Source organism: Nonomuraea africana (assembly GCF_014873535.1).
Classification (GTDB): Bacteria; Actinomycetota; Actinomycetes; order Streptosporangiales; family Streptosporangiaceae; genus Nonomuraea; species Nonomuraea africana.
Genome location: NZ_JADBEF010000001.1, coordinates 5052338 through 5064022, shown reverse-complemented (window position 1 = coordinate 5064022; position 11685 = coordinate 5052338). Strand labels below are relative to the sequence as shown.

Genomic DNA, 11685 nt, shown 5'->3' with positions numbered 1-11685 from the left:
GTCCGGCTCCCGGTGATGGTGACCTCAAGCGGTGCGTGTGCTCATAGGCAGTCCACTGACTGCCCACCCTCTGCTCAGTGCTGCAGGATCCACTGAGCGGGAGTGCGTGAGCTGCGCCGGGCCAACGAGATCCTGAAGTCGGCGGCCGCTCTTTGCGCCCGGGAAAGCGCCCCCGACCGCCCGACGATCGCCTTCATCGACGCCCATCGCGACCGGTGCGGCGTCGAGCCGATCTACCAGGTGCTCGAGGTGGCGCCCTCGGCGTGCTAAGCGGCCAAGCCCGGGCGCCGTCGATGAGGTCAGCCGTAAGCGAAGCGAGCACACCGTGCAGGAGCAGGACCGCCGGACCCTCCCCGCTGACCTCGGGATGAGCAGCCGCGTGGAGATCGCTCGAGAGGCGTTCAGCCGCGGCCCGAGGCCATTCCCACCAATCTTTGACGTCGGCCGCTGTCATTTGACAGATGTGTCGCGGCTACGGGCCCCGGAAACTTCGGCGTATCGATCACACGACTGATAGGCGCCGGTCGGTGTCGCCTACTGGAACGACGCCGTCACCCGTACCTTCGTCCCCATGACGGTCATTCCCCGTATGGTCCAAGACCGCCGCGCGGGACACTAGTCGCGAACGAGCGGTGCGGGGAACCACTGCTGGAGCAGGTTGCCGCTCTTGCAGGAGCCGACGCCTACCGCGGCGTTGCGCCGCGCATTCGCCTCGGCGCTGGTCACGCATTTCTTCGTCGCGAAGTTCTGGATGACGAAGGCGTCCTTGAAGGCCCCCGGAGCGTCGAGCGCCAGCTTGAACGCCCACTTCTGGGTCTGTTTGCCACCCACGCACCGGGCCACGAACAGTCGATCGGCGCTGTCGGTCTCCAGGCACACGGTTTGCCCTCGGACGAGCTTCCTGCTCACCAGCTTGCCACCGTTGATGAAGTTCCACTGCTGTTCGGTGTCGCCGCCGCCGCGGGCGAACCTGCTGAAGACCCTGCCCTTGCCGCTGGCGCCGACGTCGCCGACCTCCAGCTGCAGGTTGGTCCGGCGGTTGCTGATGTTCAAGGTGCCGGCCGGCGGGGCGGCGGCCGGCGTCCCTGCGGCGGCCCCGGCCGAGGCATCGGTGGAAGCGGCCGCGGGCGCGGCGACAGTGGTGGCGGCCAGAGCCGCGATCACGACACCGATGGGCAGGGCGGGTTTCATGATCTTCTCCTGTTACGACGAGGTGGGATGAGGCATTCGCCCAGCCATGTGGGTCAAAATGCAGGAATGGACCGAATCTAGGCGTGGGCACTGTCCGTTCCACAGACCGCTTTCTGACCGATCCCCGCCCATCGAGGTCTGCAGCGTCGCGATGCGTGCTCGCCGTAAGCGCGGATCCGGGATCGGCCAGGCGGGCCACGGTGTGGCCGGACCGTGTCAACGGCCGAGTGCGTGTCGCCCAGTACACGCGCGATTCGGAGCTGGTGGGGCGATGCTCGTAATCGCGCACCAGACGGCGGTGCAGCATGAGGATGCCGTAGGTCTGCTCCGCCACCCACCGCTTGGGCTGGGGAACGAACCCCCGGTCTGCGGGATGGCGTTCGACGATCTCCACCTGCATCCCGAGCGAAGCGCCGTGGGTGACGACCGAGCTCTTGAACCCCTGGTCGACCAGAACTTTCTGGACAGTGGGGGCCTGGGTGGCCAGACGGTCCAGCAGCGCGGTACCGGCGACATTCTCATGCGCCGAGGCAGCCAGCACCACCACCGCGATGACCAGGCCGAGCACGTCCACGGCCAGGCCGCGCTGCGGCCGGGCACCTTCTTGCCCGCGTCCTTGCCGGTCGTGTCGGCGGGCACCCCGGCCGCCGCATGCACGCTATGAGTGTCCAGCACGGCCAGGCTCGGGTCGGCTAATCGCCCCTTCTTCTCCCGAGTCTGCCAGCGCAGCAGGTCATGGATGGTCTGGTCGGTGCCGTCATCACGCCACAGAGCGAAGTAGTAGTAGACCGCGCTGCGCGGCGGCAGATCGTGCGGCAGGAGGTTCCACTGGCAGCCGGTCGGCTTCGCATTTCCGCCGTCATACCTCTCTGATCCCAACGGCGTGAGACAGAGAGGTGCTGCGTGCTGGGCAGACTTGGAACGACGGCGCCCCCTGCCCACCCATGGCTCGACGAGATTTCCTTCCCGCCCCGGTCATGCCGCATGTCAATTCCCTGCAGGACCCACAGGTGGGACCGCTCGAACGATTTAGACGCCAGCGACCAGGGAATATTACAATTGCTACGCGACCACGTAGCAGAGGATTCATGTTTCCAAGGAGGATGTCATGATCGTCCTCGGTGTGATCCTGGTGGTGCTTGGGTGGCTCCTCGGCATCTCGATCCTGTATACGGTCGGCGCCGTCCTCCTCGTCATCGGCCTCGTGCTGCTCTTGTTGGGCTCCATCGGGCGTCCAGTCGCTGGCCGACGACACTGGTTCTGACGCCCGGCGCGGGCGCGGGTTTTCCGAACTGAGCGCAGTCACGTTGCGGGATCAGGGCAGCTTCTCGTCACGGCACTTCTGTGTCCTTGCGGGTGGGTTAACTGGCCAGTCGGCGAGCGGTGCGTCAAGTGAAGCCCGCAGGCCGCGCTGCTGCTCGTCGGCATAGTGGCCACGAGCGCGAGCACGAGGATCGTGCCAGACGCTAGTCCAGGTACTGCGCGCGAAGTCATCGAAACTTTCGGTGGGACATGGCGACACTCTCGACCACTACCGGCAAGCCCATGAGGTCAGCGGCCGTGCGGCCGCGAAGAAGGCCTCGACGGAGGAGTCGCGCCAGGCGATGATGCACTACCGCTCCCTGTTCGAGGAGCTCCTCGGGGAGTCGCCGGCCAACGACCGCGCCTCCCGCCGGGATCCGGCGACGGGCCGCGATGACCAAGACGAAGGCACCTCCCGTCGCGATCCCGGAGGACGGTGACGACATGGACCCGCGCAAGCACGAAGACGAAGATCTGCAAACGCCGCGGCAGCACGACGACGCGGTGAACAAGGACGACGTCCCAGCGACGGGCCCTGGCCATGCGCACGTGGAACAGGAACAGGCCCGCAGGGATGCCCCTGCGGTGGAGGAGCCGACGGGCCACGAGGCCCAGGGTTCAACCGACCCCGACGTCGAAGTCCAGGACAGGCGGTCCAAGGACCCCAACGCCGCCACCGCCGACGTGCCGGTCGAGCCCGAACCCGCCCGGGCGCAGGCCGTACCACCGCAGAGCCCTGCCCTGTTCGACCAGGACGTTGAGCAGGCCCACACGCGCTGGCGAGACCTGCAGGCCACGTTCGTGGACGACCCGCGCCAGGCGATGGAGCAGGCGGGCGAGCTGGTCGACGAGATCGTCAACGCGCTCACCAGTTCGCTGACCACGCGCACGAGCGAGCTGGGCGATCGATGGAAGAACACCGACCAGGGCGACACCGAGCAGCTCAGGCTGGCTCTTCGCGACTACCGGGCCATGCTTGAACAACTGCTCGCGCTGTCCGGCCCCGAAGATGAGGTGAGGTGAGGTGCTCGCCATCGTGGCGGCGATCATCTTCGGGATCGGCTTCCTGCTCGACGTGCTGGGCATCGACATCCCGGGCGGGATCAGCGGCGTGACGTTCATGCTGCTCGGCCTGTGCCTGCTGGCTCTGCACCAGGCGGGGATCGGCGCGGGAAGCACCGGCGGCTTCCTCGGCGGCTCGCGCCGTACATGACGCTGACGGTCGTTGGGGAGGGTGCTCGAGGAGCGCCCCTCCCAGGCGAGGCGGCGGTCATCATCGCCCGGCAGCCTCGTCTCTGCCGATCAACGCCGTCCCGCATCAGTGTTTCGAGCCCCGCCTTCGGGGCAGGCGCGGCTGGATAGCCACCTGCTGCCCCAGGAGGCAGACACGATCATCATCGTCTGGACCCTCCTGGCTGTGGCCCGGCCTGGGCTTGGCCATCTGGTGGCTGCCGCGCCGAGCTTGGAGGCGGTCTGTGATGGCTATGAAGCGCGGGGTCGAGTCCGCGGGCCGGAAGGCGGCGTCCAGCCGTTGGTTGGAGGGGCTCGCGCGCGGCGGGTTCGTGGCGTGTGGTGTGAATTACGTGCTGATCGGTTTGCTGGCCGTACAGATCGCGCTCGGGATCGGTGGTGAGGCGGCTGATGCCGCGGGCGCGCTGCATGCTGTCGCCGCGCATCCCGGCGGGTTCGTGCTCTTGTGGTTGGTTGCTGTCGGCTTTGCGGGGCTGGCGTTGTGGCGGCTCGCTGAGGTGGTGTAGGGGCAGGCCAGCCCGAACGGGCACACGGTCGCAAAGCGGCTGGCATCGCTGGCCCTCGCCGCCATCTACGTAGCCCTCTGCATCGGCGTCGTCAGATTCCTGATGGGCGTCGGGGGCCAACGTTCGGGCAACACCCAATCCAAGGACTTCACCGCGACGCTCATGAGCCATACGGGTGGCCGATGGCTGGTGCTGCTGATCGGTCTCGGCGTCGTCGGGGTCGGGGTCGGCATGATGGTGCAGGCCGTCCTCAAGAAGTTCATCGACAACCTGCACATGGCAAAGATGAACGCGCACACCCGCAGGACGGTCGAGACGCTGGGGCTCATGGGCATCCTCGCGCGAGGAGGCGTCTTCAGCGTCCTCGGGGTGTTCCTCATCATCGCCGCCGCCACGTTCGACTCCAAGGAGGCTCAAGGTCTGGACGGGACGCTGCGTAAGATCGCTACAACACCGTTCGGCCCCTGGCTGCTGGTTGCCGTCGCGCTGGGCCTGGTGATCTTTGGGGTCTACTCCTTCTTCGAAGCCCGCTGGCGTAAGACCGAGCCCGGGTAGGCGGGCTCTGCCGGTCTGCCGTTCCCACCAGCGAAGAAGGCGGTTGAGGAGACGGGCAGGCTACCTCGCAGTGATCACCCGGCAGGTCACCGCGTTCCCTGCGACTCAGTGCATCCCGAGGCTCTCAGTGGCTGGTTCGGGTGGGGGAGTGAGGGGGATGAGCGTGAGGGCGGCGGCCAGGCAGGCCAGCGGTATCACGGGCAGCACGTAGCGGTGGTCGTAGTCTGCGGTCGCGGCCGGGATCACCAGCAAAGAATGATCTCTGCAGGGGGGAACGGGGTGGCAGGGCGGGATGCACGCTGGCACGGTGGCTGCGCTGCTGGCTGGAGAAGCAGCACCAGCTGCGGCCCAGCACCCGCAAGGCCTACGCCGATCACGTGCGGCTGCATCTGATCCCGTATCTGGGCCGGATCGAACTGACCGAGCTGGCCGGCCGCGACATCGCGCGGATGTTCGCCATGCTGGCTGGGCGGCTTAACCGGTACGGGGAGCCGATCGCGTCCTCCACCCTGCACCGGATCCGGGCGACGCTGCGCGCGGCGTTGAACGCCGCGGTCCGTGAGGGCCTGATCGCATCCAACCCGGCGCGTGTGATCCGGCTGCCCGCGCATGGCGGCGCGGTGGCGAGCGGCCGGCGGTGGCGGTGTGGACCGCCGAGCAGCTGGCCGAGTTCCTCACCTTCGCGCGCGGCGACCGGCTGTATCCGCTGTGGCAGCTGATCGCGCTGCGCGGGCTGCGCCGCGGTGAGGCGGCCGGGCTACGCTGGATCGATCAGAAGACGACCTCCTCCGTCACGGCGGCGGCGGCCATGAACCCGACCATCGCCACCGCGCCAGTCACCGAGCCCATGCCGTCGACCCGGTAGCCGCCCAGGAAGGCGATGTTCAGGATGACGGCCGCGAACATCCCGGCACCGATCAGCATCCCGCGGGCGGTGGTGGTGGCGGCGCCCTTCGCGGCCAGCTCGACCGGCGCGCGGTGCTCGGACCTGCGCACCATCCGGGCGTACACGAACAGCGCGAGCACGGCCGTCACGACACCGAGGACCAGGGTGAGGTACGGATTTCTCCCCACTGCCTGCACGCCCGCGCTGCCGATGGCGGCGACTGCCGCGACGGGCACGAGCTGCTTCAACAGACGCATGACGACTCCCTTGCGACCTCCCGCGGCCGGTGCGCCGTGGGTACGCCGACAAACGTCGAGATCGGCTCGGAGGGGTTCTCCACGAGTACTCACATGCCGCTTGAACTGCGTGGATGGACTTTCCGGCAGGCGCAACCGCCACGGGCGGGTGGTGGCGGCGGTGGCGAGGAGGCGGGCGGCCACCGACCCCGAGCTGATCCCTCCGCATCTGCGCGGGCGGCTCCCCGCACCCGCGATCCACGTTGCTGACGTTCTCGCCGAGTTGCTGGAGGGGCATGCCTGACCATATTCGGCGCCGAGTCCAGGACCTGCCCCAGCCTCAGTAGGCCGGGGCCGCGCCAGTCACTCGGTCAAGGTCAGCGCGGGCGTGGAACACCGGGGGGTCATCGGGACCGCCCGCAGCCGCCGAATGTGCCAACCGAGCGGAAGACTGCTGGAGGCTGAGGTCGTACACGCCACCCGAGGGCGTCCGCCGGGGTCGGACGTGAGCCGCCAGTTGGCGACGTAGCCGCTGGCGAGGATGACTTCCCAGCTCGGATCGGGCGCCGCCAGATGAGCGTCGATGGCCTCGACCGCCACGGCGGCGGTCCGCGCGTCGCGCAGATCGTCGAAATGCTCGGCGAGCGCCTCGACAACCCCGAGCTGTGCCTGCTGTTCGACGGCCATCCCGGCTCGCACCCCTTCGAGGACGACATGCCCAGCTTCGGCCGCCAAGCCTCGCCCAACCTTCAGCGCAAGATGGACGACTTTCGGTGAAGGGCGGCGTCGTGGACGTGCTCTGCTCATACCTTCAGGTGACCGGTGAGCCACCAGCGCAGATACGTGGCCACGTCCGGAGCCGCCCACGTGCGGCTGTCGTCCTCGTGATCCCAGCAGAACACGTCCTCGCGGGTCACCGGAGGAAGTTTCAGGGCGAACCGGTCGCCGTTGCCGGCGTCGGCGAAGAACAGCAGCGGATGGAACGGCATGTACATCCAGTTGAAAAAGCCGCTCCTGAAGTGCAGGTTCTCCTCGACGATTTCCTTCAGCGACCACACCAGCCCGAGGCCGTACGCGCCTCTGATGCCGTTCGTCTCACGCAGCAGGGAAACCAGCACTTCGGGTAGCGGATGGCCTAGCGCCTGTTCCGCTTCTTCCACCTCGCGGATGCCGACCGGGTCGGCAAAGTCGTGATCATCCGTCAGCTCGGCCACCAGCTCTCGCCACATGGGGCGAGGTTATCCGTCGGCGCCGACAATGAGCCGAATTCCCAAGGTCATGTCAGGGCAGGCAGTCGAGAAGGCGGCGCAGCCGCAGGCTGTCCGGGGGCGAGGGCGGTGACCAGGATGGCGGGGCCAGCGAGCGGGGTCAGCACGCCGGGAGAGATGGCTCCGGTGGCAGGAGGCATGAACCAGGCGGGTGTGGTCACCGTCCGGTGAGCCGGGCCGTCCGTGGTGCACGAGCTAGTCAGCGGTTATCGCGCTCCGGACGACAGGCGCTCACTCAGGGGAGGGTGCCGGGTCGTCCGGGTACAGAACGTAGCGGCAGTGATCACCAACCGTGCTGCACACCGGCATCGCCTGGGAGCATCTGCCGCAAAGAGCTGGGCTACGGCTCGGGCATGACGTGCTGGCGGCGCCTGGCCGAGTGGAACGCCTCCGGCGTCTGGCAGCGCCTGCACGAGGTGCTGCTCGATCGGCTGCGCGCGGCCGACGCGCTCGACTTCTCCCGAGCCGCGGTGGACTCCTCCCAGATCAGAGCGTTAAAAGGGGGCCGCAGACCGGCCCGTCCCCTGTAACTCGTCGAACGCCCGGGAGACCCACGCCGTTCTCGGATCGCTGGCGTCGCGTCCCCTTGCCGGAGATGTGCCCGCCGTACGCGAGAGCCCGAGGGATGAACCGGGATGGGTACGGCGGGCGGAGCGGGGTCAGCAGTTGTTGGTCGCCGGGACGCCGAGCAGGCGAAGCGCCAGCCACTCGACGGCCAAGGGCCCACCCTTGACAGCGCCGAGCACATGGTTGCCGGCGGGAAGGCTCACCCAGCGCACCCGGGCCCCAGCCGAGCAGTACTGTGACCGCAGGGTGGCGCCGACCGAGTGCGGGATGATCTCGTCGCCCTGCGCGTGGTACAGGAACACGGGCACCCGAGGCGCAGCGGCGCCGAGCCGGTTCTCGATGAGCCGGGCCACCCACTTGGGCTGGTTGAGCAGGTCCAGGGACGACAGGTCGGAGAACCGCAGCCCGGCCAGCTTGGCGTTGATCTCGGCCACGCAGTCGTCCGCCGCGTCGGCGAGCAGGGCGCGGCCGCGCTCGTTGAGGTCGGCTTCCAGGTCCAGCTCGAGGTAGGCCGCGTCGAGCCCGACGCCCGCCGCCGCGGCAAGGCCGAAGGAGGCGGATCCTTCCAGGTGCTGGGCGACGGCCTTGAGGTCTGCCGGGACGCCGCCGGCGGCCACGCCGCGCAGCCGTAGCTCAGGAGCGTAGGAGGGCTGGAGTTGTGCGGCCCATGCGGCGGAGGAGCCGCCCTGGGAGTAGCCCGTGATCGCGACCGGCGCGTCCGCGGACAGCCTGGCGTCCGGCACGCGCATCGCTGCCCGCACCGAGTCCAGGACCGCCTGGCCCTGGGAGATCCCCGCCATGTAGGTGTGGGTGCCGGGCGTGCCGAGCCCCTCGTAGTCGGTGACCGCGACGGCGAAGCCCTTCAGCAGGAAGAGGCTGATGAGGGCCAGCTCCGCCTCGCGGCCCTCGTTCATGCTGGTGGAGGGAGCGCACTGGTCCCCCATCCCGTGCGTGCCCACGGCGTACCCGATGATCGGCCGCCTGCCGAAGGGATAGTCGGTCTTGGGCACCAGTAAGGTGCCGGACACCGCGTTGAGCCGGCCGGTGGCCGAGGTGGAGCGATACAGCAGGCGCCAGGCGTCGACGGGCACCTCGAGAAGCTTGCCCGGCGCGAGGTAGACGGTCGTGGGCTGGGCGGAGATCACGTTCCCGGCCGAGGCCGCGTGAGCCGGTGCGGCAAGTCCGAGGGAGGCGACCAGCAGGGCGATCAGAGACAGGAGGCGGAGACGCATGACGAGCTCCTCTCATTCGTTGTGAGCCGATGGTTACCGATGGGTAACATGTGGTCAAGGCCCAAATGACCGTCGCAAACCACATTCGTCAGGCGAATGGCGTTCGCGGATCGGCGGACTCCTCATGAGGGGAGCTGCTCCAGTCGCCCTCTCCCGCGGACGCCGGGGTGTCCCGCGACAACATCAGAAGGATGCCCTATGCGATGGGTTTTGACGCGGTACAGGCGAACACGACGCCGCTCGCTGCTGCTCGCGGCAGGCCACGCCCCTGCAGCCAGCGCACCGCAGGGTTCGACCCCACCGCCAGGAACAACGACACGAGGATCAGCCTGGAGATGCTCGCCGGCGCGGGTTGCACGGCTCGGGCAGCGGATCCAGCGGGGAGAGCGCGATCGGCCCTGTCCCTTCGTGGCGAGCGCCGTGGCGGCGAGAAGGGTGTTGCGGGCGCGGTCGCAATCTCGGACGTTGTCCTGCCCGAGCGAACTGGAGCCAACGGGAAAGGCCCTCCGCGGTTCAGCCTCGCGGAGGGTGATTGCGGCCCGAGCCCCGCGCCACCCGGCACGCGTCGTCTGATGACGAAAGTCGGCCGAGCAGCAGCGAGGGCGGCGGTCACCCTTCCTTGATCGCCGCCTCCACCAGGACGCGTGCGGCCCACCTGATGGTCTCCTGTTCGGCCTGGGGGTCAAGGCCGCGGACGTCGCGCAGGGCGATCTGCGCCTCCCAGCCGACCACGATGGTCAGGGCCGAGATCAGGCGCTGGAATGATTCCTCGCTCAGGGTGTCGCGGAGCGGTTCGCAGGCCCGTTCCAGCCATCCGACCCGGCGTTGGGTCCGGCGGGGGGTGGGCGGTTCTTGGGTGTCGTTCACTGGCATATCGACGGTCAGGCGGATCAGTCGGCGGCCCAGGGGAAGCGATTGCGGTGAGTGCTCCAGCAGGGTCTGGATGAGGGCGTCTACGCGGGCTGCGGCATCGCCTGCGAGCGCGGGGTCGGCCAGTGCCTGCTCGACCGGGGGGTCGTTGATCGCGCCGGCGGTTGCGTCGATCAGCAGGTGGTCGAGGGACGGGAAGTGCATGTAGATCGTGCGACGTGACACGTCGGCGGCGGCGGCGATCTCGTCGATGGACGGCGTCGCGCCGCCGGCGCTCAGCCGTACCGCCGCTTCGATGATCGCTTTGCGGGTACGGCGGCGCTGCGCGTCGCGTCCGCCGCGGCGGACTGGCTCTCCACTGGTCATCGTGTCCTTTCATCCCCCGGGTCGGTCGTGTTGGCCGGCGGCCGTGTTGACGGCCGCACACGACATGAGTATATCTTGATGCATTCATTGCATAGCAGTGCAGTGAATGCACACCTGTAAATCTCTGAGCGAGGCTCAGGCAAGACCAACGCACGGCATGACTCGCCGCACCATTGATCTTGTGGAGGCGGCGAGCGACAGCAGTGAACGGTCTTTCCTGACTGTCGTGCCTTCCGTGTCACGAACTGGCCCGGCTGTTTCGTCTCAGAGGCAGACACCTACGTCAAAGGAGAGATCATGCGGGTATTCGTGGCAGGAGGGGCCGGGGTGCTGGGGCGGCGGCTGGTGCCGCAGCTCGTGGCACGTGGCCACCAGGTGACGGCGACAACGACGAGCACCGCCAGGCTGGGCCTGCTGGAACAGATGGGCGCCGAGGCGGTCGTGATGGACGGGCTGGATGCGGTCTCGGTCGGCGAGGCGGTGGCCAAGGCCCGGCCGGAGGTGATCGTGCACCAGATGACCGCGATCTCCGTGAAGCGCGCCGGCAAGGCCGACATGAAGCACATGGATCGATGGTTCGCCGGCACCAACCGGCTGCGCACCGAGGGAACGGATCACCTGCTGGCCGCCGCCGAGGCGACCGGCGTCCCTCACTTCGTCGCGCAGGCCTACGGCGCCTGGAACGGCATCCGCGAGGGCGGCTGGGTCAAGACCGAGCAGGACGGGCTGGACCCGATGACGGGGACCCCTGCCGAGCCCGGGATGGCGGCGCTCGGCCACGTCGAGAACGTGGTCGTCAAGGCCGGCGGCGCTGTCCTGCGCTACGGCTGGTTCTACGGCCCCGGCGCCATGGACGACCTGGTCGGCCCCGTGCGCAAGCGGCAGTTCCCGGTCGTCGGGAGCGGTGCCGGATACTGCTCGTGGATACATCTGGACGACGCGGCCTCCGCTACCGTCCTGGCCGTGGAGCAGCAGGCCCGCGGCGTGTTCAACATCGTCGACGACGAACCGGCGCCGGCGAACGAGTGGCTGCCGTACCTGGCGGCGTGCGCGGGCGCGAAGCGGCCGATGCGGATCCCCGCCTGGCTGGCCCGGCCGCTGGCCGGAGACGTGGCGGTGCTGATGTTGACCGAGGGGCGCGGCTTCTCCAACGCCAAGGCCAAGGCCGAGCTCGGCTGGCAGCTGCGTTATCCCTCCTGGCGGCAGGGTTTCAAGGAGGAGTTGGCGTGACCCGGCGTCGAGGCCTCCGCTGATCTTGCGGGCCGGCTCAGCGATCGCGGGAGTCTCCCTGCGGCCGGCTCAGAGTCAACGGCAGGCCCGGTGCCGTCCCCCGACGAGCTCGCCCAGATCGGAATGACTTCCGCTCTGGCGTGAGTGGCGGAGCCGTACTCCATTCCGGCATATGCCCTGACGCCGGACCAGCTCGTTCAAAGACCGGCAGCCCCGTCCCCGACG

17 protein-coding genes and 3 pseudogenes are annotated in these 11685 nt (G+C 68.6%); 13 read left to right on the top strand and 7 right to left on the bottom strand.

The genetic code is table 11. The features are described 5' to 3' along the window. Positions 1-102: 102 nt before the first annotated feature. Positions 103-261, top strand: a pseudogene (locus H4W81_RS23950) (IS3 family transposase); the annotation flags it as partial. Positions 262-615: 354 nt separating this feature from the next. On the opposite strand, the gene H4W81_RS23945 reads toward H4W81_RS23950, so the two are convergent. After that, complete coding sequence (locus tag H4W81_RS23945; RefSeq protein WP_192781474.1) at positions 616-1191, bottom strand: RICIN domain-containing protein; 576 nt, start codon at positions 1189-1191, stop codon at positions 616-618. A gap of 373 nt (positions 1192-1564) precedes the next feature. Here H4W81_RS23945 and H4W81_RS47505 point away from each other — a divergent pair, with 373 nt between their 5' ends. Beyond that, positions 1565-1855: a hypothetical protein gene (locus H4W81_RS47505; protein WP_225960923.1), complete on the top strand. Its 291-nt coding sequence runs from the start codon at positions 1565-1567 to the stop codon at positions 1853-1855. 83 nt (positions 1856-1938) lie between these two features. Here H4W81_RS47505 and H4W81_RS50100 read toward each other — a convergent pair. Then, positions 1939-2133, bottom strand: a pseudogene (locus H4W81_RS50100) (transposase); the annotation flags it as partial. A 166-nt stretch (positions 2134-2299) separates the two neighbouring features. Between H4W81_RS50100 and H4W81_RS23935 the strand changes: the two are divergent. From H4W81_RS23935 to H4W81_RS23915, 6 genes are all read left to right on the top strand, one after another. Beyond that, positions 2300-2455 carry a DUF6131 family protein gene (locus tag H4W81_RS23935; protein ID WP_192776874.1) on the top strand — a complete coding sequence of 52 codons (156 nt, stop codon included), beginning with the start codon at positions 2300-2302 and terminating at the stop codon, positions 2453-2455. A gap of 241 nt (positions 2456-2696) precedes the next feature. After that, entirely contained in the window at positions 2697-2933 is a 237-nt protein-coding gene (locus H4W81_RS47495; protein ID WP_225958762.1) for a hypothetical protein, read from the top strand. Continuing rightward, positions 2887-3516, top strand: a complete 630-nt coding sequence (locus H4W81_RS23930; RefSeq protein WP_192776873.1) for a hypothetical protein — start codon at positions 2887-2889, stop codon at positions 3514-3516. The genes H4W81_RS47495 and H4W81_RS23930 overlap by 47 nt, the downstream gene beginning before the upstream one ends. A 1-nt stretch (position 3517) precedes the next feature. Beyond that, positions 3518-3706 (top strand): hypothetical protein, encoded by a 189-nt coding sequence (locus tag H4W81_RS23925; protein ID WP_192776872.1) that lies wholly within the window; start codon positions 3518-3520, stop codon positions 3704-3706. Between the two features lie 265 nt (positions 3707-3971). Further along, on the top strand, positions 3972-4250 hold the full coding sequence (locus H4W81_RS23920) for a DUF1206 domain-containing protein (RefSeq protein WP_225960073.1): 279 nt from the start codon (positions 3972-3974) through the stop codon (positions 4248-4250). A 39-nt stretch (positions 4251-4289) separates the two neighbouring features. Then, complete coding sequence (locus tag H4W81_RS23915; RefSeq protein ID WP_318782512.1) at positions 4290-4805, top strand: DUF1206 domain-containing protein; 516 nt, start codon at positions 4290-4292, stop codon at positions 4803-4805. 105 nt (positions 4806-4910) lie between these two features. Here the strand turns inward: H4W81_RS23915 and H4W81_RS23910 are convergent, their stop codons facing one another. Next, complete coding sequence (locus H4W81_RS23910; RefSeq protein ID WP_192781473.1) at positions 4911-5051, bottom strand: hypothetical protein; 141 nt, start codon at positions 5049-5051, stop codon at positions 4911-4913. Between H4W81_RS23910 and H4W81_RS23905 the strand changes: the two genes are divergently transcribed. Then, on the top strand, positions 5030-5524 hold the full coding sequence (locus H4W81_RS23905; RefSeq protein WP_192781002.1) for a tyrosine-type recombinase/integrase: 495 nt from the start codon (positions 5030-5032) through the stop codon (positions 5522-5524). The two genes, H4W81_RS23910 and H4W81_RS23905, sit on opposite strands and share 22 nt — an antisense overlap. 52 nt (positions 5525-5576) lie before the next feature. Here the strand turns inward: H4W81_RS23905 and H4W81_RS23900 are convergent, their stop codons facing one another. Further along, the gene (locus tag H4W81_RS23900) at positions 5577-5948 is read right to left on the bottom strand and encodes a hypothetical protein (protein WP_192776869.1); all 372 of its coding nucleotides are present in this window, start codon (positions 5946-5948) and stop codon (positions 5577-5579) included. 109 nt (positions 5949-6057) lie between these two features. Here H4W81_RS23900 and H4W81_RS23895 point away from each other — a divergent pair, with 109 nt between their 5' ends. Next, on the top strand, positions 6058-6231 hold the full coding sequence (locus H4W81_RS23895) for a hypothetical protein (protein WP_192776868.1): 174 nt from the start codon (positions 6058-6060) through the stop codon (positions 6229-6231). Between the two features lie 269 nt (positions 6232-6500). Further along, positions 6501-6704, top strand: coding sequence for a hypothetical protein (locus H4W81_RS23890; protein WP_192776867.1), 204 nt, complete (start codon positions 6501-6503; stop codon positions 6702-6704). Between the two features lie 26 nt (positions 6705-6730). On the opposite strand, the gene H4W81_RS23885 is transcribed toward H4W81_RS23890, so the two are convergent. Beyond that, a complete protein-coding gene (locus tag H4W81_RS23885) occupies positions 6731-7156 on the bottom strand; it encodes an SMI1/KNR4 family protein (protein WP_192776866.1) in 426 nt (141 codons plus the stop codon). Between the two features lie 331 nt (positions 7157-7487). On the opposite strand from H4W81_RS23885, the pseudogene H4W81_RS23880 reads away from it, so the two are divergent. After that, positions 7488-7742, top strand: a pseudogene (locus H4W81_RS23880) (transposase); the annotation flags it as partial. A 112-nt stretch (positions 7743-7854) separates the two neighbouring features. Here the strand turns inward: H4W81_RS23880 and H4W81_RS23875 are convergent. Together H4W81_RS23875 and H4W81_RS23870 are read right to left on the bottom strand one after the other, a co-directional pair. Further along, positions 7855-8994 (bottom strand): lipase family protein, encoded by a 1140-nt coding sequence (locus tag H4W81_RS23875; protein ID WP_192776865.1) that lies wholly within the window; start codon positions 8992-8994, stop codon positions 7855-7857. A 609-nt stretch (positions 8995-9603) separates the two neighbouring features. Then, a complete protein-coding gene (locus H4W81_RS23870; RefSeq protein WP_192776864.1) occupies positions 9604-10230 on the bottom strand; it encodes a TetR/AcrR family transcriptional regulator in 627 nt (208 codons plus the stop codon). 297 nt (positions 10231-10527) lie between these two features. Between H4W81_RS23870 and H4W81_RS23865 the strand changes: the two genes are divergently transcribed. After that, entirely contained in the window at positions 10528-11460 is a 933-nt protein-coding gene (locus tag H4W81_RS23865; RefSeq protein WP_192776863.1) for an NAD-dependent epimerase/dehydratase family protein, read from the top strand. Positions 11461-11685: the final 225 nt, after the last annotated feature.

Bases quoted from the DNA above. Each gene is read 5' to 3' on its own strand.
- H4W81_RS23945 (WP_192781474.1), bottom strand. From the start codon at position 1,191: ATGAAACCCGCCCTGCCCATCGGTGTCGTGATCGCGGCTCTGGCCGCC.
- H4W81_RS47505 (WP_225960923.1), top strand. From the start codon at position 1,565: ATGGCGTTCGACGATCTCCACCTGCATCCCGAGCGAAGCGCCGTGGGT.
- H4W81_RS23935 (WP_192776874.1), top strand. From the start codon at position 2,300: ATGATCGTCCTCGGTGTGATCCTGGTGGTGCTTGGGTGGCTCCTCGGC.
- H4W81_RS23930 (WP_192776873.1), top strand. From the start codon at position 2,887: ATGACCAAGACGAAGGCACCTCCCGTCGCGATCCCGGAGGACGGTGAC.
- H4W81_RS23920 (WP_225960073.1), top strand. From the start codon at position 3,972: ATGGCTATGAAGCGCGGGGTCGAGTCCGCGGGCCGGAAGGCGGCGTCC.
- H4W81_RS23900 (WP_192776869.1), bottom strand. From the start codon at position 5,948: ATGCGTCTGTTGAAGCAGCTCGTGCCCGTCGCGGCAGTCGCCGCCATC.
- H4W81_RS23890 (WP_192776867.1), top strand. From the start codon at position 6,501: ATGAGCGTCGATGGCCTCGACCGCCACGGCGGCGGTCCGCGCGTCGCG.
- H4W81_RS23885 (WP_192776866.1), bottom strand. From the start codon at position 7,156: ATGTGGCGAGAGCTGGTGGCCGAGCTGACGGATGATCACGACTTTGCC.
- H4W81_RS23875 (WP_192776865.1), bottom strand. From the start codon at position 8,994: ATGCGTCTCCGCCTCCTGTCTCTGATCGCCCTGCTGGTCGCCTCCCTC.
- H4W81_RS23870 (WP_192776864.1), bottom strand. From the start codon at position 10,230: ATGACCAGTGGAGAGCCAGTCCGCCGCGGCGGACGCGACGCGCAGCGC.
- H4W81_RS23865 (WP_192776863.1), top strand. From the start codon at position 10,528: ATGCGGGTATTCGTGGCAGGAGGGGCCGGGGTGCTGGGGCGGCGGCTG.